General features: G+C 67.0%; 22 protein-coding genes and 1 pseudogene. 7 read left to right on the forward strand and 16 right to left on the reverse strand.

Translation table 11 applies throughout. The features are described 5' to 3' along the window. Window positions 1–6: 6 nt before the first annotated feature. Together stpX and ACW18B_RS16500 are read left to right on the forward strand one after the other, a co-directional pair. Entirely contained in the window at window positions 7–1,713 is a 1,707-nt protein-coding gene (stpX, locus tag ACW18B_RS16495; RefSeq protein WP_492048099.1) for a stalk-specific protein StpX, read from the forward strand. Window positions 1,714–1,855: 142 nt separating this feature from the next. Beyond that, on the forward strand, window positions 1,856–2,599 hold the full coding sequence (locus ACW18B_RS16500) for a TerC family protein (RefSeq protein ID WP_492048100.1): 744 nt from the start codon (window positions 1,856–1,858) through the stop codon (window positions 2,597–2,599). Between the two features lie 3 nt (window positions 2,600–2,602). On the opposite strand, the gene ACW18B_RS16505 is transcribed toward ACW18B_RS16500, so the two are convergent. The 3 genes from ACW18B_RS16505 to ACW18B_RS16515 are packed head-to-tail and all read right to left on the reverse strand — an operon-like array spanning window position 2,603 to window position 5,144. Then, window positions 2,603–3,034: a hypothetical protein gene (locus ACW18B_RS16505; protein WP_492048101.1), complete on the reverse strand. Its 432-nt coding sequence runs from the start codon at window positions 3,032–3,034 to the stop codon at window positions 2,603–2,605. Continuing rightward, entirely contained in the window at window positions 3,031–4,041 is a 1,011-nt protein-coding gene (locus tag ACW18B_RS16510) for a phosphotransferase family protein (protein WP_492048102.1), read from the reverse strand. The genes ACW18B_RS16505 and ACW18B_RS16510 overlap by 4 nt, the downstream gene beginning before the upstream one ends. Beyond that, window positions 4,038–5,144, reverse strand: coding sequence for an Rv3169 family protein (locus ACW18B_RS16515; RefSeq protein WP_492048103.1), 1,107 nt, complete (start codon window positions 5,142–5,144; stop codon window positions 4,038–4,040). Before ACW18B_RS16515 ends, ACW18B_RS16510 begins: the two co-directional genes overlap by 4 nt. A gap of 111 nt (window positions 5,145–5,255) precedes the next feature. Here ACW18B_RS16515 and ACW18B_RS16520 point away from each other — a divergent pair, with 111 nt between their 5' ends. After that, window positions 5,256–5,639, forward strand: coding sequence for a DUF423 domain-containing protein (locus ACW18B_RS16520; protein WP_492048104.1), 384 nt, complete (start codon window positions 5,256–5,258; stop codon window positions 5,637–5,639). Window positions 5,640–6,082: 443 nt separating this feature from the next. Beyond that, on the forward strand, window positions 6,083–6,799 hold the full coding sequence (gene pyrH, locus ACW18B_RS16525; RefSeq protein ID WP_492048105.1) for a UMP kinase: 717 nt from the start codon (window positions 6,083–6,085) through the stop codon (window positions 6,797–6,799). Window positions 6,800–7,119: 320 nt separating this feature from the next. Here pyrH and ACW18B_RS16530 read toward each other — a convergent pair whose 3' ends face one another. Continuing rightward, a complete protein-coding gene (locus ACW18B_RS16530) occupies window positions 7,120–8,337 on the reverse strand; it encodes a multidrug effflux MFS transporter (RefSeq protein WP_492048106.1) in 1,218 nt (405 codons plus the stop codon). Between the two features lie 152 nt (window positions 8,338–8,489). Here ACW18B_RS16530 and ACW18B_RS16535 point away from each other — a divergent pair, with 152 nt between their 5' ends. Next, window positions 8,490–9,488 carry an alpha/beta fold hydrolase gene (locus tag ACW18B_RS16535; protein WP_492051754.1) on the forward strand — a complete coding sequence of 333 codons (999 nt, stop codon included), beginning with the start codon at window positions 8,490–8,492 and terminating at the stop codon, window positions 9,486–9,488. A gap of 213 nt (window positions 9,489–9,701) precedes the next feature. On the opposite strand, the gene ACW18B_RS16540 is transcribed toward ACW18B_RS16535, so the two are convergent. After that, window positions 9,702–9,956, reverse strand: coding sequence for a low temperature requirement protein A (locus tag ACW18B_RS16540; protein ID WP_492048107.1), 255 nt, complete (start codon window positions 9,954–9,956; stop codon window positions 9,702–9,704). 97 nt (window positions 9,957–10,053) lie between these two features. Between ACW18B_RS16540 and pip the strand changes: the two genes are divergently transcribed. Further along, window positions 10,054–11,043, forward strand: coding sequence for a prolyl aminopeptidase (gene pip, locus ACW18B_RS16545; protein WP_492048108.1), 990 nt, complete (start codon window positions 10,054–10,056; stop codon window positions 11,041–11,043). Here pip and ACW18B_RS16550 read toward each other — a convergent pair. From ACW18B_RS16550 to ACW18B_RS16595, 10 genes and pseudogenes are all read right to left on the reverse strand, one after another. Beyond that, window positions 11,040–11,591 carry a GNAT family N-acetyltransferase gene (locus ACW18B_RS16550; RefSeq protein WP_492048109.1) on the reverse strand — a complete coding sequence of 184 codons (552 nt, stop codon included), beginning with the start codon at window positions 11,589–11,591 and terminating at the stop codon, window positions 11,040–11,042. The genes pip and ACW18B_RS16550 overlap by 4 nt on opposite strands. Further along, the gene (rodA, locus tag ACW18B_RS16555; RefSeq protein ID WP_492048110.1) at window positions 11,591–12,748 is read right to left on the reverse strand and encodes a rod shape-determining protein RodA; all 1,158 of its coding nucleotides are present in this window, start codon (window positions 12,746–12,748) and stop codon (window positions 11,591–11,593) included. The genes ACW18B_RS16550 and rodA overlap by 1 nt, the downstream gene beginning before the upstream one ends. After that, entirely contained in the window at window positions 12,745–14,742 is a 1,998-nt protein-coding gene (mrdA, locus tag ACW18B_RS16560) for a penicillin-binding protein 2 (RefSeq protein WP_492048111.1), read from the reverse strand. The genes rodA and mrdA overlap by 4 nt, the downstream gene beginning before the upstream one ends. A 4-nt stretch (window positions 14,743–14,746) precedes the next feature. Then, window positions 14,747–15,262, reverse strand: a complete 516-nt coding sequence (locus tag ACW18B_RS16565; protein WP_492048112.1) for a hypothetical protein — start codon at window positions 15,260–15,262, stop codon at window positions 14,747–14,749. A 185-nt stretch (window positions 15,263–15,447) separates the two neighbouring features. Beyond that, a pseudogene (gene mreC, locus ACW18B_RS16570) lies at window positions 15,448–16,509 on the reverse strand (rod shape-determining protein MreC); the annotation flags it as partial. A 48-nt stretch (window positions 16,510–16,557) separates the two neighbouring features. After that, window positions 16,558–17,601 carry a rod shape-determining protein gene (locus ACW18B_RS16575; protein WP_004623009.1) on the reverse strand — a complete coding sequence of 348 codons (1,044 nt, stop codon included), beginning with the start codon at window positions 17,599–17,601 and terminating at the stop codon, window positions 16,558–16,560. 343 nt (window positions 17,602–17,944) lie between these two features. After that, the gene (locus tag ACW18B_RS16580; protein WP_492048113.1) at window positions 17,945–18,823 is read right to left on the reverse strand and encodes a DMT family transporter; all 879 of its coding nucleotides are present in this window, start codon (window positions 18,821–18,823) and stop codon (window positions 17,945–17,947) included. A gap of 3 nt (window positions 18,824–18,826) precedes the next feature. Further along, the gene (locus ACW18B_RS16585) at window positions 18,827–19,435 is read right to left on the reverse strand and encodes an O-methyltransferase (RefSeq protein WP_492048114.1); all 609 of its coding nucleotides are present in this window, start codon (window positions 19,433–19,435) and stop codon (window positions 18,827–18,829) included. 111 nt (window positions 19,436–19,546) lie between these two features. Then, on the reverse strand, window positions 19,547–21,121 hold the full coding sequence (locus tag ACW18B_RS16590) for a 2-isopropylmalate synthase (protein ID WP_492048115.1): 1,575 nt from the start codon (window positions 21,119–21,121) through the stop codon (window positions 19,547–19,549). Window positions 21,122–21,358: 237 nt separating this feature from the next. Continuing rightward, window positions 21,359–23,272: an alkyl/aryl-sulfatase gene (locus ACW18B_RS16595; protein ID WP_492048116.1), complete on the reverse strand. Its 1,914-nt coding sequence runs from the start codon at window positions 23,270–23,272 to the stop codon at window positions 21,359–21,361. A 186-nt stretch (window positions 23,273–23,458) separates the two neighbouring features. Between ACW18B_RS16595 and ACW18B_RS16600 the strand changes: the two genes are divergently transcribed. Further along, window positions 23,459–24,082, forward strand: coding sequence for a TetR/AcrR family transcriptional regulator (locus ACW18B_RS16600; RefSeq protein ID WP_492048117.1), 624 nt, complete (start codon window positions 23,459–23,461; stop codon window positions 24,080–24,082). Here the strand turns inward: ACW18B_RS16600 and ACW18B_RS16605 are convergent. Then, window positions 24,057–24,764 carry a TVP38/TMEM64 family protein gene (locus ACW18B_RS16605; protein WP_492048118.1) on the reverse strand — a complete coding sequence of 236 codons (708 nt, stop codon included), beginning with the start codon at window positions 24,762–24,764 and terminating at the stop codon, window positions 24,057–24,059. The two genes, ACW18B_RS16600 and ACW18B_RS16605, sit on opposite strands and share 26 nt — an antisense overlap. Window positions 24,765–24,767 lie beyond the last annotated feature (3 nt).

Below are 24,767 nucleotides of genomic sequence, written 5' to 3' on the forward strand. Positions count from 1 at the left end.
TCGGCGATGAGCGCCCTTGTGCTGGCCGGTTGCGGCGCGAGCAACGGTGTGGACACCGCGCCGCCCGCCGCCGTGAACGACGCTGGCGCCGAGACCGCGCCGGAACTGATGGGCGCGGCGCCGGCTCCGGACGCCGCCACAGCGCCCGACGGTCTGCTGGGCGCCGCGGCCGCGCAGCCCGCCCCCATGACGGATGCGCCGCCGCCGCCAGCCCTGAACCCGGCCCTGAAGACCTGGCGGCGCCCGGACGGGACCCTGGTGACGGCCATGCGGCCGATCGCCAACCCCAAGGTGCGCCACGTCGCCCATTCTGCGCCGAAAGCTTCGAAGGCCATCTCGACCCCGGCGGCAACGCCGGCGCCGGTCGCCGCCGCCGCGCCGCCGAAGATCGTCGCCCCGCCCAAACCGGTCGTCGCCGTCGCGCCCGTCGCCAAGCCGACCAGCAAGATCGACCAGCTCCAGGCCGCGATCGCGCCTGAAGCCACCAAGGGCGCTGTCCTGGCTGCTGGAGACAGCCTGGGCAAGGGCGCGGAAGGACAGGTCACCCTGTCCTTGCCCGCCACCCTCGGCGACATGATCAAGGCCCAGGCCGCCAAGCTGGGCCTCGGCAAGGCCGCCAAGAAGGTCAGCGCCTACGCCACGCTTGAAGGCGAAGGCTACGAGATTTCACCCAACGGCAAGCAGACGGCCGTGATCGAGCCCGGCAAGCCCACCACCTTCGCCTGGCAGGTCAAGCCCGGCGCCGATGCCAAGGGGCAGCTGAAGTCGGGGTTCGGCATCGATCTCAACGGTCTGAAGTTGCCGCAGTCGTTCTCGCTGGGCGAGATCATGAAGCGCGTGGCCCCACTGCCGGAAACGGCCAAGGCCAAGACCAGCAACTGGCTCGACAAGCTCAACCTTCCGGCCCTGAACGGCAACGTCAATCTCCCCGGCCTGGGCGACACGCCCAGCAAGTCGGTGCTGGGCGGCGTTCTGGTGCTGCTGGCGGTGATCATCCTGGCGATCATCTCGCGCAGCGCCATGGCCAGCCGCGCCCAGGCCGAGCGCCGACGCAAGTTCCGCACGCTCACCGACTATGGTCGCAATGAGATGGAAGCGGATGACGCCCCGACCACCGCGCATGTGTCGCATGTGAACCCGATGGTCGCGGCCGCCGCCGGCGCCGTCGCCGCCACGGCTGTCAGCCACGGCCATGACGACCATCACGACGCCCACGGTCACGCTGACGATCATGGCCACGACGATCACAGCCATGACGCCCACGCCCCTGACGCTCACGCCCATGACGCTCATGACGATCACGGTCACGCCGGCGACCTGCACGCCGACGCCCATCCGGACCCGCACGCCCCGGCCGAGCATGTCGCCTATGTGAACCCGATGGTCGCCGCCGCTCACGCGCCGGTCTCTCACGCTCCGGCCCATGACGACCATGGGCATGGCGATCATGCTGAGCATGGCCACGATGAGCACAGCCATGACGAACACGGCCACGATGATGCGCACGGCCACGACGGTCACGCCGCCCATGCGGATCCGCATGCGGCCCCGGTCTCTCACGCGCCCGCCGACCATGGTCATGACGCGCACGCCGCCGACGGCCACGATGCGCACGACGACCATGGGCACGATGACCACAAACATGATGACCCTCACGCCGCTGCGCCGGGCCATGACGATCATCATGCCAAGGAACTCGAGCACGCTCACTGAAGCCCGCCGCCCGGCCTCATCGACCATCGCGTTCGATGAGGCCGGCTGGCCGTGAGCGCCGCCTTTCGAACCGCGTCGCGTCAAATGACGCTCTGGCGCGCACGACACTTGCAAGACCGTTCGCCCTGCCGCATGAGGGGTCATGTTTGACGCTTTGATCGTTCAGGCGGGCGGCCTTGAAGGCCCGTTCCTGGCCTTCCTGCAAGTCCTGATGATCGACCTGGTCCTGGCCGGCGACAACGCCGTGGCCGTGGGTCTCGCGGCGGGCGGTCTCCCGACGCATCTTCGCCGCAAGGTCATCCTGTACGGACTGGGCGTGGCCGTGGTGCTGCGCATCGGCTTCGCCCTGATCACCACCTGGCTCCTGGGCGTCATCGGTCTGCTGCTGGCCGGGGGCGTGCTGCTGCTCTGGGTGTGCTGGAAGATGTGGCGCGAGTTGCGCGACCAGATCACCCATGATCACGCCGACGCCGCCGCCGCGCTGGACAACGATCCCGACACCGTGCCGGGCGCCCGTCCGGTCAAGAGCTTCAAGCAAGCCTTCATCAACGTGCTGATCGCCGATGTGTCGATGTCGCTGGACAATGTGCTGGCCGTCGCCGGCGCGGCGCGCGAACATCCCGGCATCCTGGTCTTTGGCCTGTTGCTGTCGATCATCCTGATGGGCGTGGCGGCCTCCGCCATCGCCAGCCTGCTGCACAAGCATCGCTGGATCGGCTTCATCGGCCTGGCGATCGTGCTCTATGTCGCGCTGCACATGGTCTGGGAAGGGCATCGCAGCGTGGTCATGGATCTGAACAAGACCGCCGCCTACAACGCCGCCGCCCCCGCCCTGCTCGATATCAGCCCAGCCGAACAGACTGAGCACAACGCTCACAAGAAGTAGGCCTCACCGCCCCGGCAGCGGCGGCATGTCGAGCCGCCGCGCATGGGCCATCTCGCCATAGAGCCGCAGGATCGCGTGGTCGCGGGCGGTATCGCCCGCCGCCTCCACCGCTTCATGCAAGCTGACCAGTGCACGGCGTAGGGCGGCGTTGGCGCCGTCCAGCGCGCCCAGACCAAAGTCGGCGTCCTTGCCGGCGCCCGCCTGCGCAAGGGCCTCGCCATAGGTCGGCGCCGCCTCGGTCAGCACCGCGCGGATGGCGGCGTTTTCCCAGATCCGGGCCGAGAGCCCGCGCTCGGCCTCCTGGGCGGCCAGCAGCGACAGCAGGGCGACGACGGCGACCTTGCCGGCCATGAACTCGCCCGCCGATTCCGGCGGCGGCGGCTCGGCGACACACAGGAAGTTGCCGACCAGAATATCGGGCAGACTCGGGGTCATGACAGGCCCTCCAGGCGCATCAGGCGTTGGGCGAGGATCTCGTCGTGGCGCCGGGCGGTGTACCAGCCGGAAATCGCCAGCACCGGATCCTTGAACCCGCCCTCGCGATATTCCCGCGCCGCCGAGGTCCAGATCGCCTGGCCCTTCACGGCGCTGAACAGCTCCCACCAGGCCAGGGCGTCGGGGTCGATCGGCAGGCCGCTGACCCTGGACCAAATCGCCAGGGCCTGAGCGCGCGGGATCATCCCCGCGACACGCGCCTCATCGTAGTGCCCCCACAGCGGGTCAATGGCCCAGGCCAGGTCCTCCAGCGGATCGCCCAGATGGACCATTTCCCAGTCGAGGATGGCCAGGATCTTGCCCTGACCGTCATGCAGGAAGTTGCCGGTCCGATAGTCGCCATGCACCACCCGCACCGCGCTGGCCGGCGGCGGCGGGGCGCGGCGCAGGCGCCGGATCGCCGCCCGAACGATCGGCTGGGGATGCTGCTCATCGGCGTCGATCACCCCGGCCCAATGGTCCAGGGCCACGCGCCAGCAGTCGGCGGGTTCAGGCATCGTCGCCGCCCGCGTCAGGGGCAAGCCCTCGGGATCGGTCGCCGCGATCGCCCCCAGATCCGCGAAGAACGCCTCGCCGATCGCCTGGGCGTGCGGGCCATAGGGCTGGACGGTGAAGGGCGACGCCGCCGCCCCGCCATCCACCCGGCTCATGATGAAGAACGGCCGCTCCAGCTCCGCGCCGTCGGTGTCCAGCACGATGGGCTCGGGCACCGGCGCGCGGCCATGGAACGACTGGAAGGCCAGATATTCCAGCTGGCGATCGGTGTCGATCAGGCTGCCCGTCGGGTCGCGGCGCAGGATCAGCGGTCGCACCTCGCCCGCGACCTGGGCGTCGAACCGATAGGTCTCACGGCTGGCCCCGCCGGGAATGCGCGACAGATCGCTGACCGTGGTCGCAGACCCCCAGAGGCGGGTGAGATAGCGCTCAAGACGCTCGGCCAGGGTCATGGCGCGACATCCATCAGGCCGGCGAAACCGGACGGCGCGTGCGGACCCAGGGCCAGTTGCTCGAAGACGCCCCGGCCGGTGCGAACCCGCCCCTGGGCGTCGGTGAACACGATCCGGCTGAGGGCCTGAACATGCAGGTGGAACGGCAGGCGGCGATCCAGATCCGCGCCGTTGAAATCCTCGCGCTCCACCGCCAGTTCGCCGTGGTTGAGGCCATGACCCCACTTGGGATGGCCATAGCCCAGGCCCAGCATGAAGAACTCGCTCTGAGGCGTGATCTCGACCTTCCCGTCCGCGCCCAGATCCAGGGTCGCGGCGGCGGCGTTTCGGGTTCCGGATCGCCAACGGATCGCGCAGGCGGCCTGGGCGAAGCCGCCCTCCCCGCTTTCGCGCTCGCCGTCGCCCAGCCACAGCGCCCGGCGGTTCCAGGGGCGGCCGAGCTCGTCGTCATTGGTGTGGAAGAACAGGCCGCCATCCTCGAAATTGCAGGGCGACCAAAGCCAGAAGAACTGCGGCGCGACCGGCGGCGCCAGGTCCTGCGGATCGCGCACGCCCACCGGCCGGACGCCCCAGGACCGGTCGCGCGTGCCCACGAACCCGTCGATGCTGGCGCGCACCCCGTCCACCTCGATCCAGCCGGAATAGCGGCCGTTCTGGGTCAGGCGAGTATAGTCCATGAAGGTGCGCGGGCCGTTGCGACGGATGAAGCGCGGCTCTTCGATCGGAAAGGCCCGGCCTTCGAAGATGATCTCGGCGCGGATCGACTGTTCGGGCGCCTCGACGGTCAGTTTCAGGCGCTGCAGCGGTTCAAGGATCGCGACGCCGATCGGCCCGACCTGCAGGTCCATCCGCTCCATGCGCAGCCAGCGGCTGGCGTGCAGATTGATCTGCCGGCCGTCCTTCATCACGCAGAAGGCGGCGTCGGCGATGTTGAGATGCGGATAGATCCCCAGGGCGGCGGCGAAAAACAGGTCCGAACCGTCGCCGTCGGCGCCATAGCCGTTGAAGAAATAGCGATCGTAAAAGTTCCGATCCGTGCCGGCATAGGCCACCGGCTCCGGCGTCTGATGGATCGGGTAGTCATCACCCCAGGTGAGCGCCATGCCGTCCTCCCATCTGTCCGCGCCTGGCCCTCTGACGGGGCGGCTTTACGGGCAGGTGAACAACGTTAAGGTCGCGCCCAGCGATTGCAACTGTGACGGAACGTCAAGCTCATGGCCGTGTGGACTCCCAAGACCTGGACCGGCCTGGCGGCGCTGAGCGGCCTTTGCGCCGTGGCCCTGGGGGCCTTCGCCGCCCACGGCGTAACCGAGGCCAAGCCGGTTGAATGGCTGCACACCGGCTCGCTGTACCAGATGACCCACGCCCTGGCGGTGTTTGGAGCTTTCGCCCTGGCCCGCGCCGGGGCCCGCGGCATGGGTCTGGTCGCCGGCCTGTTCCTGGCCGGGACGGTGCTGTTCTCCGGCTCGCTCTACGCCATGGCCTTGGGCGGGCCTCGCCTGCTGGGCGCGATCACGCCGCTGGGCGGGCTGAGCTTCATGATCGGCTGGGCCGTGCTGGCCTGGCGGGCCTTCACCCTGCCGGAGAAAGCCGTTTAGAGCGGACACCCTGATTCTCGTCGCTTCAAATTAAACTCGTCATCCCGCGACGTGTTCGCGGGACCCATCGTTCAACTTGCACGGGCGGCGCAAGCGGCGCGCGGTAGCGCGCCGCCCCATCTTCACCTGCGGCGGACAAATGGGTCCCGCGAACAGGTCGCGGGATGACGCGGATAGTGGTAGGCCGCCCGAAGCGGACCTTCCGACCGGTTGAGAAGGGTGGTGAGCGGTCGTTGGCGTCGAGCACTGAAGCTGCTCTAGTCGCTTATGGCTTGGAAAGAGATCTTCGCGGAAGCGGGCCTACTTACGTCTCAGCTTGTTGGGCCTGATCGTGTCATCATGGGGTTCGGCACCCAAGACGCCGAGCAGAACGTGCGCTTGTTTCGAAACGTCATCCGTTGGCTTGCGGGCCCCAAGGATTTTCCTCCATCAGAGAGGCTCAAATGACAAAGTACAAACGTGTCCTGATCAAGCTTAGCGGTCAGGCGCTCGCAGGCCCGGCGGAAGTAGGCCTGGATTCCGAAGTTCTGCACCGAACGGCTTCGGAAATCCTGGCCGTGCGCGCGCTCGGTGTTGAGGTCGCGGTCGTCGTGGGCGCGGGCAACATTTTTCGTGGCAGTCTGGCCACGGACTGGGGCATCGATCGGGTCGAGGCCGACAACGTCGGCATGCTTGGTACGGCGATCAACGCGGTGATCCTCCGCGGCGTATTGAAGGGCCTGTCCGACTACGACGTCCGGGTGATGACTGGCGTCCTGATGAACCAGGTCGCCGAACCCTTTATCCGCCTGCGCGCCATGCGCCACTTGGAGAAAGGGCGGATCGTGATCTTCGCCGGCGGCATTGGTCAGCCGTTCGTGACGACGGACTATCCTGCCGTACAGCGGGGACTTGAGATCGGCGCGGACGTTCTGCTCGTGGCCAAGAATGGTGTGGACGGTCTCTATTCGGCCGATCCGCGCAAGGACCCCGGCGCCAAGCTGCTTCGAGACATCACCTACCAAGAGGTCATCGCTCAGAACCTGCGCGTCATGGATCCTGCAGCCTTCGTCCTGGCGCGCGAGCAAAATCTCCCCATGCATATCTTCGAGCTTGGCGCACCAGGACGCCTCGCGCAGATCTGCCAGGGCGAGCGGTTCGGCACCTACATTCATGGCTGAATCGTCAGGCGTCCTGATCGTACCAGGGGGCACCTCAAGGTTTGTTACACGGACGGCGCTAAGCCGGACAGATCCTGAACATGTGCTCAGGCTAGATGACGCCAGCACACTGGACGGCCAGCGCCAGACATCTGTCAGCGAGCGCTACGCGGATGGACGCCCGCAAGCGGACCTTCCCATCGTCCGTTCAGGGTCGGAAGCACGCTTTGGCTCCGGCGCGGTATCCAGACCTTCAGCTTGCCGCCGCCAGGACGGCACGGCCACGATGGACTTCCGCCCTTGTCGCGAGGATGCCGCCTAAGACTTGGAGATCACCCCTTCTAAGCCTCGTCCTTCGGTCCCCCCTTGGGCAGGGCGATCAGGAAGATGGCCAGGGACGAGCCGATCAGGCACACGAACATCACGCCCGCCATGGGGCGCGGCGTGCCGTCATGCAGGACGCCGCTGATCCACGAGGCCAGGGCTCCGGCCCCGAATGAGGCCGAGCCCATCAGGGCGGAGGTCGAGCCGGCGCGTTTGGGGTCGACGCTGAGCGCGCCCGCCATGGTGTTGCCGCCCATCAGCCCATAGGTCGACAATGACAGGAACAGCAGCGGCAGCACGGTCCATCGTCCACCGAGGCCTGACCACGCCGCTGTGACCAGCAGCAGGGCGAAGATCACCGAGGCGATGCTGGCCCGCATCAGGATGCGGTCCGGCGTCGTCCGGCGCAGCAGCAGGCGATTGACCTGACTGGCGCCGATGATGCCGACGGCGTTGAAGGCGAAGATGATATTGAAGACCACCGGAGAGTGGCCATAGGTGCTCATGATCACGCCCGGGCCGCCGGCGATATAGGTGAACAGCACCGCGCCGTTCAGCGTCCCCGCCAGGCCGTAGCCGACCAGCCGCCGCATGCGCAGCAAGGCCCCGAACGCCTTCAGGGGGTTTTCAGAGCGCGCCTGGGCCAGGGTTTCGGCTGAGCGCGACTCCGTCAGACCCAGCGCGACCCACAGGCCGATCGCCCCGCCAAACATCGTCAGCACCCAGAACACGCCGCGCCAGCCCGCGACCAGCTGGATCAGGCCGCCGAACTGCGGGGCCAGAACAGGCGCGAGCCCCATGATCAGCGTCATCAGCGACAGCACCCTGGCGGTGTCGGCGTGACCGAACCTGTCGCGCACCACGGCCCGGGCCACGACGGCGCCCGCGCAACCGCCCAGGGCCTGGACGAACCGCGCGGCGATCAGCGTCTCGATCGTCGGGGCCATGGCGCAGACGATCGAGGCCAGAACATAGACGCTGACCCCGAACAGGATCGGCCCCTTGCGGCCCAACCGGTCCGACAACGGGCCATAAACAAACTGGCCGATGGCCATGCCGGCGAAGAAGGCCGCCAGAGTCGCCTGGGTTTGGTCCGCCCCTGCGTGCAGCGCCCGGCCGATCGAGGGCAGGCTCGACAGGTACATGTCGATCGACATCGGCGCAAACGCCGTCAGGGCGCCCAGCAGGAGGACCAGTTTCCACGGGGTGGCTGTGGGGGAAGCGGCAGCGGTCATGGGCGGCTTCTACTCCCGTTTGACGCAGGGTGAACCCCTTAACCCGCTTGCCGAGCCCGCATCGAATGCTCAGGGTGCTCCCCAAACACAAGGCGCCAAGCCAGGAGGAGACGCTGATGACCCGGCCCCAGGATCGCCCGCTGGCCCCACCGATGCCCGAGCCGGCCTTCGCCAGCGTCAACGGAATCCGGATGGCCTACTACGAGGCTGGACCCCGCACGGGCGTGCCGATCGTGCTGTGCCACGGCTTTCCCGAGTTCTCCTATTCGTGGCGCTATCAGATCGCGGCCCTGGCGGCGGCCGGCCGCTGGGTGATCGTCCCCGACCAGCGCGGCTATGGCCTGACCGATCAGCCAGAGCGCGTCGAGGCCTATGACATGGAGCACCTGACCGGAGACCTCGTCGGCCTGCTCGACCATCTGGGCGTGGAGAAGGCCGTGTTCTGCGGCCACGACTGGGGCGGCATCATCGTCTGGGCCATGCCGCTTCTGCATCCCGACCGCTGCGCGGGGATCATCGGGCTCAATACGCCGTTCACGCCGCGTCTGCCGCTGGACCCGATCGAGATGTATCGCAACGCCTATGGCGACGCGATGTACATCGTCCACTTCCAGACGCCCGGCGTGGCCGACGCGCAGCTGGGCGCCGATCCGGAAAAGACCATCCGCTTCTTCATGCGCGCGCCCGGAGACAGCGTCGAGGCCTTCGAGGCCCGACCGGCCGAGCGCAAGAGCCTGGCCCTGCAGGAGGGTCTGGCGCGCTACGACCCGACCAATGATCCGCTGCAGTTTCTGCGCCCCGAGGAACTGGCGGTGTTCACCGAGAGCTTTCAGCGCACGGGCTTCACCGGCGGCATCAACTGGTATCGCAACTTCACGCGCAACTGGGAGCGATCCGAAGCCCTGCCCCGCCGGATCGACGGGATACCCTGCCTGATGATCATGGCCGAGCATGACGTGGTCCTGCCCCCGTCCCTGTGCGACCGCATGGGCGAGCAGATCGAGGACCTGGAGAAGGTGCTGATCCGGGGCAGCGGCCACTGGACCCAGCAGGAAAAGCCCGGCGAGGTGAACGCGGCTCTGATCGACTGGCTGGACCGGCGGTTCCCGAACGGGGAGCTATCGCCTCCAGATCAGGCGTCAAAAGCCTAGCCTTCCTGGGCCTTGTGCCCAGGATCCAGGGCGCCGCTGATGCGAGTTTGGGTCAGTGTTGCGGGACGTTCAGCCGCGAATAGAGCCCAAATCAAAGCCTGCCTCAACCATGGGTCCTGGGCACAAGGCCCAGGAAGGCAAGAGTCTTAGAGCTCCACCCAAGCTTGAACCCGTCAATCGCCCATAGGCGATAGCCCTTCCCGAACGAACCGGCTAGTTGACGCCGTCGGCCATTTGCTGGGCGCGGCGACGCATGGCGGCGGCCAGTTGCAGCAGGGCGATGGCCGAGGTCTCGTCCCTCTGGACGGCGCGCAGCGAATAGACTTGGGCCAGGGCGAACAGCGCCTCGGCGCGATCGACGCCGCCGTCGGCGAACGTCTCGCCGATCGTGCGATTCAGCTCCGCCAGTTGATAGGGCGTGAGCATGTCCAGCAGCTCTTCGTCAGTGAGATCTTCAGGCGAGTCCATGCCCCTAACATAGCAAGTCGCTGGCCCGACGCATCCATGAAGGCTTCGCCGGCGATCTTCCGTTCACAGGATGACGTCCAGGCTCTAGGCTTGGCGCATGGATCGTCATGCTTCCTCCACCGTCATGTCCTCAAGCGGCCGGCGCGGCCTGTTTCGCGAGGTCGAGCCCTATTCCTTCGGTTGGATGCCCACCGGCGGGCCGCACGAGATCTACTATGAGGAATGCGGCAATCCGCGCGGCAAGCCGTGCGTGATCCTGCATGGCGGTCCCGGCGGGGCGGTGAATCCGACCATGCGGCGGTTCTTCGATCCGGCCAAATGGCGCATGGCGCTGTTCGACCAGCGCGGCTGCGGCCGCTCGCGCCCCAACGCCAGTCTCGACGACAACACCACCTGGAGCCTGATCGAGGATATCGAGCGGCTTCGCGAACATCTGGGCGTCGAGAAGTGGACCGTGTTTGGCGGCTCCTGGGGCTCGACCCTGGCCCTGGCCTACGCCATCAAGCACCCTGACCGGGTGGAGGGCCTGGTGCTGCGCGGTATCTTCCTGCTGACCCAGAAAGAGTTGCACTGGTTCTACCAGGACGGCGCCTCGATGCTGTTTCCCGACGCCTGGGAACGCTTCCTGGCCCCCATCCCCGAAGACGAACGCGGCGACCTGATGGCCGCCTATCACCGCCGGCTGGTCGCCCAGGATCGCAAGGTGCAGCTGGAAGCCGCCGCCGCTTGGAGCCAGTGGGAGGGCGACACCATTTCGCTGCGAGGGCCGGAGGCCCGTCCTCCGAAATTCAACGAGGAAGACTTCGCCATCGCCTTCGCGCGGATCGAGTGTCACTTCTTCACCAACAAGGGGTTCTTCGACCACGACGGCTGGATCCTGAAGAACATCGACAAGATCAAGCACATCCCCGGATGGATCGTGCAGGGCCGCTTTGACGTGGTCACGCCGCTCGACAGCGCCTGGAGCCTGCACAAGGCCTGGCCGGAAGCCCGCTTCGATATCATCTGGGACGCCGGCCACGCCTCGACCGAGCCCGGCGTCATCGATGGCCTGGTGCGGGCGACCGAAGCGGCGCTGGTCTCCTAGGACGCTTCGGGACGATCCACGACGCACACGCCGCACCATTCCCACCGGTCGCGGGCCAGGGAGTGCGCCAGACGCTGACCGCCGGGGCTCATGCCCAGGCGTTGCATGACCGCGAACGAGGCCTTGTTCTCAAGCTGGGCGACCGCCTCGATCCGCTGGATCGGCATCATGTCCCACAGGATGGCGATCGCCGCCCGCCCCGCCTCGGTCATATAGCCCTGGCCATGGGCGTGTTCGGCCAGGTGATAGCCGATCTCGAAGGTCTCGCCGGTCGGATCGATGTCGCCGCCAAAGCCGCCGATCAGGACGCCGTCCGACAACCGCTCGACGCCGTATCCGACATGCCAGCCGACCCGGGCGCCCTCGCGGGCGATCTCGATCCGCTGGGCCGCCAGTTCGACGGTGACCGGGTCCGGCCAGGTGGCCAGCCAGCGCGTGACCGCGGGCGTCAGATTGGCGGCGAGGCTCGGCGCGTCGCGGGCCTCGAAACACCGCAGGCGCAGGCGCGGCGTCTCGATGACGGGCAGAAGGGAGCCCGCCTTCGTCATCACATCAGCGAGCCCTTGCCGCTGGTGACCTCGGTATAGCGGTGCACCCGCACGGCCTGAACCAGGCCAAAACCGATCATCACCGTCAGCATGACGGTGCCGCCATAGGACAGCATCGGCATCGGCACGCCCACGACCGGCGCCAGACCCATGACCATGGCCCCGTTGATCAGGACATAGAGCGCGAAGGTGGCTGTGGAGCCGGCGGCGGCGAGCCGGCCAAAGTGGCTGTGGCTGATCGAGGCGATGCGCAGGGCCATGAAGATCACCGCGCCATACAAGAACAGCACGGCGAAACAGCCCAGGAAGCCGAACTCCTCGGCCAGGGTGGCGAAGATGAAGTCGGTCTGCTTTTCGGGCAGGAAGTTCAGCTGGCTTTGCGATCCGAGACCAAAACCCTTGCCCATCAGCCCACCCGAACCCAGGGCGATCTTCGACTGCATGATGTGATAGCCGTTGCCCGACGGATCGTTCTCGGGATGCAGGAAGGTCAGGATGCGGTTGCGCTGGTAGTCGTGCAGCACGAACAGCACGAACGGGGGGATGGCCACCAGGGCCGCCGCCACGCCGGCCGCCATGACCCGCCAGTCGAGGCCGGCCAGGACCACGATGGCCAGGCCCGTGAGCGCGATCAGCATCGCGGTGCCAAGGTCGGGCTGGTGGGCGACCAGCAGCACCGGGGCCCCGATCATCATCACCGGCACGATCAGTCGCCAGGACAGCCGGGCGCTATCAGCCGACAGCCCATGATAGTACCGGGCCAGGGCCAGGACGACGCCGACCTTCATCACCTCCGACGGCTGGAAGCGGAAGCCGCCGATCGACAGCCAGCGCTGGGCGCCCAGCGAGGTGTCACCGACCGCCGCCACCGCCACCAGCAGCAGCAGTCCGACGCCATAGACCGGATAGGCGATCATGAACCAGATGCGCAGATCGACCATGGCCAGGGCGACCATGATGATGAAATAGATGCCGAACCGGATCAGGTGCCGCGCCGCCCAGGGCTCCCATTGCGCGCCGGCGATCGAGAACAGCATCAGGGCGCCCGTGCCCGCGATCATGCAAAGCGCCAGACAGAACGTCCAGTCGATCTCCATGAACTTGATGATCGGCCGGTCCCGTTCACCAGGCCGGCTAAGGCCGCCGCTGAGGGTCATATATGCTGTCCTTGCGGCGGGGGCGGCGTGCCATCGGTCGGATCTTCGGGCGCGGCCCCCTCGATCACGTCCTCGACGGGCGCTGCTGGTAGAGGCATCGGCTTTTCAATGCGGGCGCGGATCTCGGGATCCTTCAGCAGGGCGACGCGCATTACTTCCCGAGCGCGCGGCGCGCCGGCGGTGCCGCCGCCCAAGCCGCCGTGCTCGACAATGACCGACACGGCGTAGCGCGGATCGTCATAGGGCGCGAAGGCGACGAACAGATTGTGGTCCTTCAGGCGCCAGCGCACGTCCTTGCTGTTGCGCGACACGCCCTTGTCGAAGCTGCGCACCTGGGCCGTACCGGTCTTGCCGGCCATCTGGATGTCACCCAGACCCAGCTGGCTGCCGGCAAAGGCCGTGCCGCCCGCGGCGGACACCGCCGCCATGCCGCCCCGCACAAGAGCCAGATGCTCGGCCGAGAACGGCATGTCGGGCACCGCGGCGCCGCTGGGCTGCTCAACCCCGCCCACCGACTTGATCAGGCGGGGCACCAGGGCCTTCCTGCCGTTGGCCAGACGCGCGGTCATCACCGCCAGCTGCAGCGCATTGACGTTCAGGGCGCCCTGCCCGATGCCGTAGCTGGGCGTCTCGCCCGGAAACCAGATCTGGTTGGCGGGGTTGCGCTTGAACGCCCGCTTCTTCCATTCCCGGTCGGGCACCAGCCCCTTCTTCTGACCCGGAATGCCGATGTCGAAGATCTGGCCAAAGCCCATGGCGCGGGCGGCTTCGGCGATGACGTCCGGTCCGATCTTGAGCGCCGTCTGGTAAAAATAGATATCGCACGAGTTCTTGATCGCATCGTGCATGTTCTGCGGGCCATGGCCCCGTTTCTGCCAGCAACGCCAGGTGCGGCCGCCATAGTACCAACCGCCCGTGCAGTTGATCCGGACTTCCGGGTCGACGCCCGCCCGCAGCGCTGACAAAGCCACGGTCGGCTTGAAGGTGGATCCCGGCGGATAGGTGCCGGTCATCGCCTTGTCGAGCAGCGGCTTGCGCTCGTACTCGGCCAGGGCCTTGTACTCTGGACTGCTGAGCCCGCGCACAAAGCGGTTGGCGTCGAAACTGGGCGCCGAGACCATGCACAGAAGGTCGCCGTTGCGGATGTCCATCACCACGATGGCGCCGCTCTCCTCACCCATCACTTCCAGGGCGCGGTTCTGGATGTCGGCGTCGAGGGTGAGACGGATCTCCTTGCCCGGGGTCGGGCGGATGTCGCCTTCCGGGTCCAGCCGCACGACGCGGCCCTGGGAATCGACCTCGGCCTTGGTCGCGCCGGCCCGACCGCGCAGGGCGGTGTCAAAGGCCTTTTCCACGCCCTGCTTTCCGATCCGGAAGCCAGGATGGTGCAGCAGTTCCTGATCCTGGGCCGGATCCTTCTTGGCCGCCTCCAGGTCCCGGTCGGAGACCTTGGCGACATAGCCGATCACGTGGGCGAACGCGCCGCCGAACGGGTAGACCCGCACCTCGCCCATGTCGGCGGTCACGGCCGGCAGTTCGGGCGCACGGATATTGACCCGGGAAAACTCCTCCCAGGTCATGTCCTCCATGACCGCGACCGGGGCCTTGCGCGGGGCGCGGGCCAGATCCCTGATGATGCGCGCCCGGCGGGAACCGTCGATGGGCACCAGTTTGGCCAGGTCGTCGAGCGTCGCCTCGACGTCGAGCCCCTTGTCCTTGGTGACCATCAGCCGGAAGTTCGGGCGATTGGACGCCAGCGGCACACCGTTGCGGTCCAGGATCAGCCCGCGAGGCGGCGGCGTCAGGCGGTAATTGAACTGGTTGCCGGCTGACAGCTTCTGATAGCGCTGGGCCTCGACAAGCTGCAATTGGGCCAGACGGCCGCCGAGCGCCGCCAGGCCCAAGCCCGCCAGGCCACCCATCAGGAACGCCCGACGGTGGAACACCCCCTGGCGCTCATTGACCTCAAAAAACAGGATAGAGGGTTCGCTCATCGCCCTACCGGAAGCGCACGTCGGCGTCGTCGTAGCGATCGACCAGACGGTGGGCGAAGGGGAAGAGCAGCGCCGTGGCCAGGAACTGCCAGAACACGGCCAGCAGGCTGGGCATGGCCAGACTGTCGAGCATCGAAAACAGGAAGCCTGCGATCATGGTCACAGCCGAGACGCCGGCGAACCAAACCCACATCATCGGCCGGCTCTGACCGGTCATCATGTTGCGGGTGCTCAGCACCATGGCGTAGCCCACCAGGAGCGACAGGCCCCAAAGGCCGATCGGGCCGCCCCAGAACAGGTCCAGGAACAGGCCCAGCAGCAGGGTCGCGAACGGCGCCAGGATCGAGGGCCGGATCAGCGCCCAGCCAAAGGCGGGCACCATGGCGAAAACCGGCTCGGGAAGCTGCAGACCCCAGATCCGCAGCGGCGCGGCGAAGACGATCGTCGCGATGACACAGATCAACAGCGGGATGCCAAGCCAACGCGCCGGATGCAGCGGCCGGGCGCCATGCATGTTCATCGCGGCGCTCCGGTCTCGGCCGGCGCGGGCGTGGCGGATCTGGGAGCGGGCGGCCTGGGCGCGGTGACGGTCTGCGCGGCGGGTTGCGAGCCCGCGGGCCTCGCCCCCGAGGTGGTCGCGGGAGTCGGTCTGGAGGGAGGCTTCGCCTGCGTGGTCGTCGGCGCGGCGGGCTGGGAGCCCGGCGTCCGCGGCGCTGAGGCAGGCGGCCTGACGGCCTGGGGGACGATCGCCGTCGAACCCGGCGCCGTCGGTTGAGTGACGGCGGGCTTGGGCGCAGGAGTCGTGGGCGGCTTCGGCGCGGGCGGTTTGGCGGGCGGCGTGACCGGGCTGAGGATCGAGGCCTGCGGGTCTTCGGTGGTCACCGGCGGCAGGCTGCGCGTCTGCAACTGCTTTTCGTCCGCCAACTGAGCGAAATCCTTGAACAGCAGGATGCGCACGAAGTCGATCGCAGCGTCGTCGGAGAACAGCACCACGCGCCAGTGGCCGTCCAGGCCCTTGACCGCCGCGCCCACCGGCAGGCCGCGCGGCACGACGCCGCCATCGCCCGAGGTGACGACCCGGTCGCCCTGCTGGATCGGATCGACGCCGCGCAGATATTCGAGTTTGGGATTGGGCCCGCCGTCGCCCGTCAGGACGGCGCGGGCATTGGTGCGGTCGATCATCACCGGCATGCGCGAGGCGATATCGGTCAGTAGCAAGACGCGGCTGACGCCGCTCGAGACGCCGACCACGCGACCGACCAGGCCGCGCTCGTTCAGCACCGGATTGCCGACCATTACGCCCTGGTCCGCGCCGGCGTCCGCCAGGCGCGTATTGGCGAAAGGTCCGCGACTGTCGCTGACGACCCGCGCCGAAGCCATCGGGATCGGCGGATCCGTGCGCAGACCCAGCAGCGACTTGTAGCGATCATTGGTGTCTTGCAGCGCCAGGGCCCGATCACGCCACTGGCGCATTTCGGCGACCTCGGCTTTGAGCCGACGGTTCTCCGACGCGGTGAAGAAATAGCTGCGCGCGAAGTCGAGACCCAGGCCGGTCCACCGCCCCGGGGCGGCGATGACGCCGCTGACCGGTTTGGAGACGGTGTCGACCGTTTGGCGGGTCACGCCATAGGCATGGTCCTGAAGCGTCTCACGCCGGTCGGCCAACAGGAACGCCACCGCGATCACGACAGCGACGATCAACGCCACGGCCGCGGTCCAGGTAAGCGGCACTTTCAGGTCGCCAAGGGGACCTTCGCGAAAGGGCACGAACTGTTTCTCCTGACGCCCCCGGGGCGCCCTTGTCGGAAATTAGGCCTAGGCCAAGGTGGATTCCAGCACGCCCTTCATCCACTTGGGATGCTCGAGCACCTTGCCGCAGCCCAGGGCCACGCAGGACAGCGGATCATCGGCCACGGTGACCGGCAGGCCGGTGTGGTCGCGGATCTCGGCGTCAAGGCCGCGCAGCAGCGCGCCGCCGCCGGTCAGCATGATGCCCTTGTCGGCGATGTCGGAGGCCAGTTCAGGCGGCGTCGCTTCCAGGGCGACCTTCACGGCCTCGACGATCTGCCCGACCGGTTCGGCCAGGGCGTCGGCGGCTTGTTTCTCGCTGATGCGCACTTCGCGCGGCACGCCCTGCATCAGGTCGCGACCCTTGACGTCGATCGACAGGCCTTCGCCGTCGGCCGGGGCGCGGGCGGTGCCGATTTCCTTCTTGATCCGCTCGGCCGTGGTTTCGCCGATCAGCAGGTTATGGTGGCGGCGCATGTAGCTGATGATCGCCTCATCCATCTTGTCGCCGCCGACGCGGACCGAGCGCGAATAGACGATGCCCGACAGCGACAGCACGGCCACTTCGGTGGTGCCGCCGCCGATATCGACCACCATCGAGCCGGTCGGCTCGTGGATCGGCAGACCGGCGCCGATCGCGGCGGCCATCGGCTCGTCGATCAGGCCGACTCGGCGGGCCGAGGCGTTGAGGCAGGAATCGTTGATCGCGCGGCGTTCGACGGCGGTGGCCCCCGACGGCACGCAGACGATGACCTTGGGGTTCACGAAGCCCTTGCGGTTATGAACCTTGCGGATGAAATACTTGATCATCTCCTCGGCGACTTCGAAGTCGGCGATGACCCCGTCGCGCATCGGGCGGATGGCTTCCATATGGCCCGGCGTGCGGCCCAGCATTTGCTTGGCCTCGATCCCGACGGCATGGACGATCTTCCGACCACCGACATTACGGAGCGCCACCACCGAGGGCTCGTTCAGAACAATTCCCTTACCCTTCATATAGATAAGGGTATTGGCTGTTCCGAGATCGATGGCGATGTCGTTGGAGATCACGCCGAAGAGAGAAGAAAACATTGAAAGCCCTGACTGAGGGATAGAGGGGCACGACGCGGCAATTCAAGACAAAACAAGGATCAAAGACACCGGCACGACGCGAAGCAGACATCACGCGTGCAAGTTTCCTAAACCACTACCAGACAAGGACAACATGATTCCCCGAGAATCGCCGTCTCGTCCGGGCCTTGGCGCTTTAAAATGCGACGGAAGCGACACCCTTCGGCCGCGCTATCGCCTGACAACCCTAAAGCGCGTCGACCTTGCCCGTTTGCCCTGCGAAAGCGTTGATTTCAAGGTCTATTCGCGGCGCCGCCAAAGGCTTTTAACCGTAGCGCCCCGAACCAGCCGATCATGGCGAAATCTAGCCGAGCGCCGCCATGATTACGCCGATTGCTGTGATTACCCCCGCGACCAATTGAACCAGGCTCAGGCGCTCGGCGAACAGGCGCCGGCCCGCCAGGGCGGCGATCGGCATTTCGACGACGCCCACCGCCCGCACGGGCCCCACGGGGCTCATCGCCATGGCCGTGAACCAAAGGCCCGAGGCCGCGGCGCCGCAAAATCCCGCGCCCAGCGACTGCCGCCATGCCGCCGCTACCGCCCTCAAGGCCGCAGGGTTTCTGACCGCCAGAAAACCGGTCAGGGTCACGGTCTGGATCGCCTGTACGACCATCACCGTCACCAGAGCCGATGCGGCGGGATGACTGGGATCAAAGGCCAGGCTGGCCTGGCGGAAGCAGTTGGCGCTCAGGGCGAAGATCGCGCCGGAGCCCAGGCCGGCCAGAATAGCCCCGCGGCGCATGACCACCTCTCCCCGAGGCCAGGACAGGGCCGTCAGGCCCAGCGTGACCACCAGGCCGCCGATCCAGGCCCAAGGGCCGACATGATCCCCAAACAGCAGCACGCCCCAGACCAGGGCGAACGGCAGGCCGCTCTGCTGCATGGCCGTTCCCAGGGCGAAGGTCGAGCGGTGCATGGCGGTCAACAGCGCGGCGGTGGCCGCGATCTGCAGTCCCGCCCCAGCCGCGCACGCCAGCCAGAACCATAGTGTGGCGTGCGCCTGCGCGCCCGGCGTCGCCAGCCAGGCGACGGCCGCGAACACGGTGGCGAACGGCAAGCCAAACAGGAAACGCACAAGGGTCGCGCCCCACGGCCCCGCGGCCCCCATGACCGAGCGCTGGGCGGCATTGCGGGCCACCTGCAAGGCGGCCGCGCCGATGGTGATGGGGATCCACAACATGCTCTACCGCCGCGCCGCGATGATCAGGCCCGAAGCCCACGCGAGACTGACCGTCACCAGGTCCGGACGGCTTTTGAGACGCGCGGTGAGCTCATCAGCGCGCGCCTGATGTCCCTCCGGCCAGTTGGGTTGCGGCAGCATGTCGTCAACGACATAAAGCCCGCCAACCGCCAGCAGCGCCAGGGCCTCGTCCAGCCCCTCGTATTTGCCAGGCCAGGCGTCGGCGAAAATCAGGTCGAAAAGCCCCTGCCCCTGCCCTCTCAAGACATCGAGACCATCGGCGATCATGAAGGTCACACGCGGATCGCCGGCCAGGGCCTCGCGAGCGATGCTCTGGACACGGAAATCGGTGTCGACGCTGATCAGGGTCGACTCGGCGCCCATGCCCGCCGCCAGGCAGGCCGTCGCCAGACCTGTCCCCGTCCCCAGTTCCAGCAGCCTGCCGCCAGGCTTTGAGGCGGCCAACAGGCGCAGCATCGCGCCGGTGTCGGACTCGGACGGCATGTCGAAGCCGAGCGCGGCCGTGCGAACGCCGATCTGGCTCCACGACGCGGGCAAGGCGGCGGCATTGTCCTCGAACCCAGACGTTGTCGCGAAAGAGACAGGGGTCATCCGGTCACCCATTCATTTTCGGCGCGCGGGACAGCGCCCCATCGCTCGACGCGATGGGGAGCATGGCCAAAGCCGATGGATCTGTGAGGGCGCGAACGCCCCGCTCGGCGCCTAGAAGCCGCTGGCGATCGCCGCTTCGGGGCGGCTCTTTTCCTTGCGGGCGAAGAGGTTGTTGAGCGCGTTGACATAGGCCTTGGCCGAGGCGGTCAAGGTGTCGGTGTCGGCGGCCTGGCCGGTGGCGATCCGGCCGTCCTCTTCCAGACGCACCGAGACCTGGGCCTGGGCGTCGGTGCCTTCGGTGACCGCGTGCACCTGGAACAGGCGCAGGGCGGCCTTGTGCGGCACGACCTTGTGGATGGCGTTGAACACCGCGTCGACCGGACCATCGCCCGTCGCCTCGGCGGTGCGCTCCTGGCCGTCGACATCCAGGGTCAGTTCGGCCGACTGGCCCTCGGTGCCGGCCACGACGCGCAGGTGCAGAACGCGGATCTTTTCCGAGCCACGCGCCAAAGCGTCGTCGACCAGGGCGATGATGTCGTCGTCATAGACATGCTTCTTGCGGTCAGCCAGGTCCTTGAAGCGACCGAAGGCCTCCTTCAGCGCGTTCTGGCCCAGCTCGTAGCCCAGGTCCTTCAGCTTGGCGCGGAAGGCGTGGCTGCCCGAATGCTTGCCCATCACCAGGCTGGACGGAGCCTGCCCCACCGATTCCGGGGTCATGATCTCGTAGGTCTCGCGGTTCTTCAGCATCCCGTCCTGATGGATGCCGCTTTCATGCGCGAAGGCGTTCTTGCCGACGATGGCCTTGTTGTACTGCACCGGGAAGCCGGTGATGGCCGAGACGTAGCGGCTGGCGCGGGTGATGTGGGTCGTGTCGATCTTGGTCTCGTAAGGCAGGCGGTCGCCGCGCACCTTCAAGGCCATGACCACTTCTTCGAGGGCGGCGTTGCCGGCCCGCTCGCCCAGGCCGTTGATGGCGCATTCGATCTGACGCGCCCCGCCCTGCACGCCGGCCAGGCTGTTGGCCACGGCCAGGCCCAGGTCGTTGTGGCAGTGGGTCGAGAAGATCACCTTGTCGGCGCCCTCAACGTTCTGGGTCATCCAGGTAAACAGCTCGGCATATTCCGACGGGTAGGTGTAGCCGACCGTGTCGGGCAGATTGATCGTCGTGGCGCCGGCCTTGATGGCGGTCTCGATGGCGCGGCGCAGGAACTGGCGGTCGCTGCGGGTGGCGTCCTCGGCCGACCACTCGACATCATCGCGGAGGTTGCGGGCGTGGGTCACCGAGCGGGCGATGACGTCGATGACCGCGTCGGGCTCCATCTGCAGCTTGTGCTTCATGTGAAGATCGCTGGTGGCGATGACCACGTGGATGCGGCCGCGCTCCGTGGGCTTCAGCGCCTCGGCGCAACGGTCAATGTCGACCTGGTGGGCCCGGCACAGGCCGGCGATGGTGCTGGTCTTGACGATCTTGGCGATCTCGCGGACGGCCTCGAAGTCGCCGTTCGAGGCGATCGGGAAGCCGGCCTCGATGATGTCGACGCCCATTTCCTCGAGGATCTTGGCCAGTTCCAGCTTCTCGTCCAGCGACATCGAGGCGCCGGGCGATTGCTCGCCGTCGCGCATGGTGGTGTCGAAAATGACGACGTTGTCGCGCTTGTCGAAAGCGCCTGCGGATACGGTGGTCATGTGAATACTCGTCGGAAAGTGTCTGCGTGCGGGGCGGCGGCTGGGTCAAACATCCCCTGTGCGCCCGACCACGACAAAGCGCGGCCCTAGAGCGCCCAGGGGCTGATAAGCCGAAGCGGAAGGATGGCGCGCGCAACGTTCATGCGTACTTTCTACACAGAGCCCCCGAATCCAGCAAGCATTTTGCGCCACGCGCGCCTTTGGTCGCACGCGGCGCAAGTTCTATCCGAACCCGGCCTATTTCGGGCGCGTGACGATCGGAAAATCGGTCGGAAAGGCGTCAAACCACCCCGTCAGCCGCCCCATCGCGGCGCGATCGCCCGCCAGCTTGACCTCCCCCGTCAGGATCTTGGGCAGCAGCGGGGTCCCCCGAAACAGCGAGTCCAGAAACACCGGCCGCGCCACGGTCAGGGTGGCGTCGACGCCTTGGGTGTCCGTCGAGGCCTGGGCCACCAGGACGCGGTTTCGCACCTCGACCACGAAACGCTCGTTGCGGTCCGGGAAGACAAAGGCCAGCTTCAGTCGCGCGTCCTTGACCTTCTCGGGGTTCAATCGGATGGCCAGAACGTCGAAAATCATCTGGCTGGGCAGGCCCTGCACCATGTCCAGCGGCGCCAGCGAGTCCGGCAGCTTGCGCACGCCGCCGCGCAGTTCATCGGCCCCGGTCAGGTACATGTTGCGCCAGATGGCGTTCTCGGTCTGGTAGCCGAGCTGCTCATAGACGGCCGCCAGCTGGGTCTTGGCCGCACGGTCAGCGGCGTCGGCCATCACCAGGTGGTTGAGCAGGCTGGCCGCCCAGGCATAGTCGCCCGACGTCGCGGCGGTCCTGGCCATCGCCTTGACCTTGTCGGCGCCGCCCATCGCCTCGACATAGCGCCGCCCGGTCTCGGCCGGCGGCGCGGGATTGAGGTGGGCGGGATTGGCGTCGTACCAGCCCATATAGCGCTGATAGACCGCCCGGCTGTTGAAACTCATGTTTCCGTAGTAGCCGCGATTGTACCAATCGTTGGCGAGGCTGGGCGGCAGGGCGATCCGGTCGGCGATCTCGTCGCCGGTCAGGCCCTCATTGAGCATCCGCACCGACTGGTCGTGCAGATATTTGTAGGCGTCGCGGTGATCGGCCAGCACCGTCGCCACCGTCTCCTGTCCAAAGCGCGGCCAGCCATGGCTGGTGATCATGATGTCGGAGCCGCCCGCGAACAGCCGGATCGACTCGGTCAGGCCGTCGGCCCAGGCCTTGCTGTCGCGCACCAGCGCGCCGCGCGGCGTCAGCACATTGTGCATGGTGACATTGGCGTTCTCGGCCATGTCCAGGATCCGCAGGTCCGGGAGATAGAAGTTCATCTCGGCCGGCGCCTCGGTGTCGGGCGTGTACTGGAAGCGGAACCTGACGCCGTCGAGCACCAGCTCCTGACCCGTGTGGTCGATGATCTGGGTCGGCGGGATCAGGGTGATCGTGCCCTTGGGGATGGTCTGGCCGATGCCCGAGTTGATCTGGCCTTCCGGTCCAGGCGGCAGCAGGATGCCGAACTGATATTGGGCCCGGCGGCTCATGGCGTTGCCGGCCAGGACGTTCTCGCTGACCACCTCCTTCATGAAACCTTCGGGCGCGATGATCGCCACCTTGCCGGCCTCGACATCCTTCTGGTCGACGATGCCGCGCACGCCGCCAAAGTGGTCGGTGTGGCTATGGGTGTAGATGACCGCCCTGATCGGCAAGGCGCCCAGCTTTTCCGTGACCAGATCAAAGGCGGCCCGGGCCGTCTCGGCCGTGGTCAGCGGATCGACGACCACCCACCCGGTGTCGCCCTTGATGAAGGTGATATTGGCCAGATCAAAGCCCCTCACCTGCCAGACCCGGTCCGAGACCTGGAAAAGGCCATGGCGCGCCAGAAGCTGGGCCTGACGCCACAGGCTGGGATTGACGGTCGCGGGCGCGTCGCCCTTCAGGAAGTCATAGGCCGAAAGATTCCAGGCGACTCCGCCGTCAGCGCGCTTGATCAGGGGATCGGCCCGCGTACCCAAAAAGCCGCGATCGGCGAACTCGAAGTCCTGCCGGTCGGAGAAGGGCAGAGCCTGGGAGACCGCCGCCTGGTGCTGGGCTGTGACAGCCGACGCGGGCTCTCCCGCCTGCGCGATCAAGGGCGACACCAATAGCGCAAAGGTTGAAACCAAAAGCGTCGCCTTGAGGCTATACCTGCAACCTGACATCGAATCCGCCCTGACTTCTCTTATTGAAACTTTATAGTTTCATTTTGCATATCATCGAAGATGACCAACGAAAATCCTGTTCGAACACCCGCGCTCCGTGGTCGGCCCGGTCAACCCAAGCCCCGGGTGGATCGCGACGCGCGCGCTCAGGCGGTGCTCGACGCCGCTGTCATGGTCTTCACCGAAAGAGGCCTGCACGCCACCACGATGCAGCACATCGCCGACCGGGTGTGCATGGCGAAGATCCTCATCTACCGGCTCTATCCGTCCCGTCAGGCCCTGATCGACGCCCTGTTCAGCGATGTGCTGATCGAAATTGAATCCGTCGCCCGCCAGCCCTGGGGCGGCTATGGCTCAGGCTTGGCGGCTCTGATCGAACTGGGTCGAACCCGCTCCGCACCCATCCTGCTGTTGCTGCGTGATGCGCGGGGCGGACCCGAGACCGCCCCGTGGGCGACGGCCTGCGACGCCTTGCTCGCCGGACTGGCCGAGCCTTTCGTGGCGCCGCCACCCGACGCCTCCGACGCGTTGAAGGCCGCCTGCGCCCATGCGGCCCGATGCTTTTTGCCCTTCATCACCCAGACCTGGATCTCGGGCATCGAACAGAACGACGGCATGGCCGACGCGGCGCGGATCAGATGGTTCGCAAGCATGGTCAAGGCCTGGCGGGCCGCGACACGCGAAGCGCTCGGCCTCGCGGACGGGGCCGGTTCCCCCAACCAGCCTAGTCCGCAGCCTCACGCTTCTTGAGCCAGGCGCGCGCGACCAGACCCGCGCCGATCCAGATCAGAACGGCGACGCCCAGCAATATGATGTGCTGCTGACCACCGCCGCGCATCGCCTGAACGATCGAATTGCCGGCGAAGGCCGTCAGGGCGATCTTGGGGATAATGCCGACCGCCGTGCCGGCGGTGAAATCCCGCAGGCGCATGGGCGTCACGCCCGCCGCCATGTTGACGACGATGAACGGCGCGGACGGCACCAGGCGCACGATCAGGCTGGCCAGAAAGCCGTTCTTGCCGATAAGCCGCATGAACTTGGCCACGCCCTCGCCTGCGAAATCCCGCAGCACCTTGGCGCCAAAGGCCCTGCCGAGCCAAAAGCCCACCAGGGAAGAGACCAGCGTGCCGACCCAGCTGTAGAAGAAGCCGGTCCAGGGCCCGAACGCAACGACTGCGGCGGCGATCAAGACAAATTGCGGCACGCCCAGGAACGCGAGGAAGGCAAAAGCCCCGACGGCGACCGGCAAGGCCCAGGGACCGCTCGCCGCGCCCAGCCAGTGCTCGACCGTCGCCTCGCCGTTGAAGCCCAGGAACTGCGCGCCGAACAGGAAGACGATCCCCACGCCGCCGAACAGCACAAAGGACACCGCCACCGTGCGCCAGGCGCGGGCGTCCATATTGGTCACGAACTCGATCAGGCGGCGCATCACGTC

This window comes from Caulobacter sp. FV2ps19, assembly GCF_058681035.1.

Coding starts and splice junctions, on each gene's coding strand:
- ACW18B_RS16540 (WP_492048107.1), bottom strand. CDS start 9,956: ATGGACTCGCCTGAAGATCTCACTGACGAAGAGCTGCTGGACATGCTC.
- ACW18B_RS16520 (WP_492048104.1), top strand. CDS start 5,256: ATGGCCGTGTGGACTCCCAAGACCTGGACCGGCCTGGCGGCGCTGAGC.
- ACW18B_RS16500 (WP_492048100.1), top strand. CDS start 1,856: ATGTTTGACGCTTTGATCGTTCAGGCGGGCGGCCTTGAAGGCCCGTTC.
- mrdA (WP_492048111.1), bottom strand. CDS start 14,742: ATGAGCGAACCCTCTATCCTGTTTTTTGAGGTCAATGAGCGCCAGGGG.
- ACW18B_RS16585 (WP_492048114.1), bottom strand. CDS start 19,435: ATGACCCCTGTCTCTTTCGCGACAACGTCTGGGTTCGAGGACAATGCC.
- pip (WP_492048108.1), top strand. CDS start 10,054: ATGGATCGTCATGCTTCCTCCACCGTCATGTCCTCAAGCGGCCGGCGC.
- pyrH (WP_492048105.1), top strand. CDS start 6,083: ATGACAAAGTACAAACGTGTCCTGATCAAGCTTAGCGGTCAGGCGCTC.
- ACW18B_RS16590 (WP_492048115.1), bottom strand. CDS start 21,121: ATGACCACCGTATCCGCAGGCGCTTTCGACAAGCGCGACAACGTCGTC.
- ACW18B_RS16575 (WP_004623009.1), bottom strand. CDS start 17,601: ATGTTTTCTTCTCTCTTCGGCGTGATCTCCAACGACATCGCCATCGAT.
- ACW18B_RS16550 (WP_492048109.1), bottom strand. CDS start 11,591: ATGACGAAGGCGGGCTCCCTTCTGCCCGTCATCGAGACGCCGCGCCTG.
- stpX (WP_492048099.1), top strand. CDS start 7: ATGAGCGCCCTTGTGCTGGCCGGTTGCGGCGCGAGCAACGGTGTGGAC.
- ACW18B_RS16505 (WP_492048101.1), bottom strand. CDS start 3,034: ATGACCCCGAGTCTGCCCGATATTCTGGTCGGCAACTTCCTGTGTGTC.
- ACW18B_RS16580 (WP_492048113.1), bottom strand. CDS start 18,823: ATGTTGTGGATCCCCATCACCATCGGCGCGGCCGCCTTGCAGGTGGCC.
- ACW18B_RS16530 (WP_492048106.1), bottom strand. CDS start 8,337: ATGACCGCTGCCGCTTCCCCCACAGCCACCCCGTGGAAACTGGTCCTC.
- ACW18B_RS16515 (WP_492048103.1), bottom strand. CDS start 5,144: ATGGCGCTCACCTGGGGTGATGACTACCCGATCCATCAGACGCCGGAG.
- ACW18B_RS16535 (WP_492051754.1), top strand. CDS start 8,490: ATGCCCGAGCCGGCCTTCGCCAGCGTCAACGGAATCCGGATGGCCTAC.
- ACW18B_RS16565 (WP_492048112.1), bottom strand. CDS start 15,262: ATGAACATGCATGGCGCCCGGCCGCTGCATCCGGCGCGTTGGCTTGGC.
- rodA (WP_492048110.1), bottom strand. CDS start 12,748: ATGACCCTCAGCGGCGGCCTTAGCCGGCCTGGTGAACGGGACCGGCCG.
- ACW18B_RS16510 (WP_492048102.1), bottom strand. CDS start 4,041: ATGACCCTGGCCGAGCGTCTTGAGCGCTATCTCACCCGCCTCTGGGGG.